General features: G+C 63.6%; 1 protein-coding gene. It reads right to left on the minus strand.

Features of this window, described 5'->3' with window-relative positions; all coding sequences use genetic code 11:
• The coding region (locus IJ15_RS0123900; protein ID WP_031940836.1) for an MMPL family transporter at nucleotides 1–516 on the minus strand (516 nt) is incomplete at both ends.

Below are 516 nucleotides of genomic sequence, written 5' to 3' on the forward strand. Positions count from 1 at the left end.
GTCGAGGATCGGTTCGCCCAGTCCGATCTTCTCCTGGATGCGTTTCATCCAGGCCGGTGCCCACCAGCAGTCGTCGCCGAGGAGTTTCATGACGGCGGGGACCAGGAACATGCGGATCAGGGTCGCGTCGATGATCAGGGCGGAGATCATGCCGTAGGCGATGTACTTCATCATCACCAGTTCGGAGAACCCGAACGCGCCGGTGACGACGATGAGGATCAGGGCGGCGGCGGTGATGATGCGTCCGGTGTGTGCGGTGCCGATCCGGATCGCCTCGGTGGTGGAGGCGCCCTGGGATCTCGCTTCGACCATGCGGGAGAGCAGGAACACCTCGTAGTCGATGGACAGGCCGTAGATGATCGCGACGATCAACACCAGCACCGGTGAGGTGATCGGACCCGGGGTGAAGTTCAGCAGTCCGGCGCCGTTGCCGTCGATGAAGATCCACGTGAGGATGCCGAGTGTCGCGCCGAGACCGAGCGCGCTCATCAGCACCGCCTTGATGGGCAGCACGAG

The sequence above is a fragment of the Prescottella defluvii genome (assembly GCF_000738775.1).
GTDB classification, from domain to species: domain Bacteria; phylum Actinomycetota; class Actinomycetes; order Mycobacteriales; family Mycobacteriaceae; genus Prescottella; species Prescottella defluvii.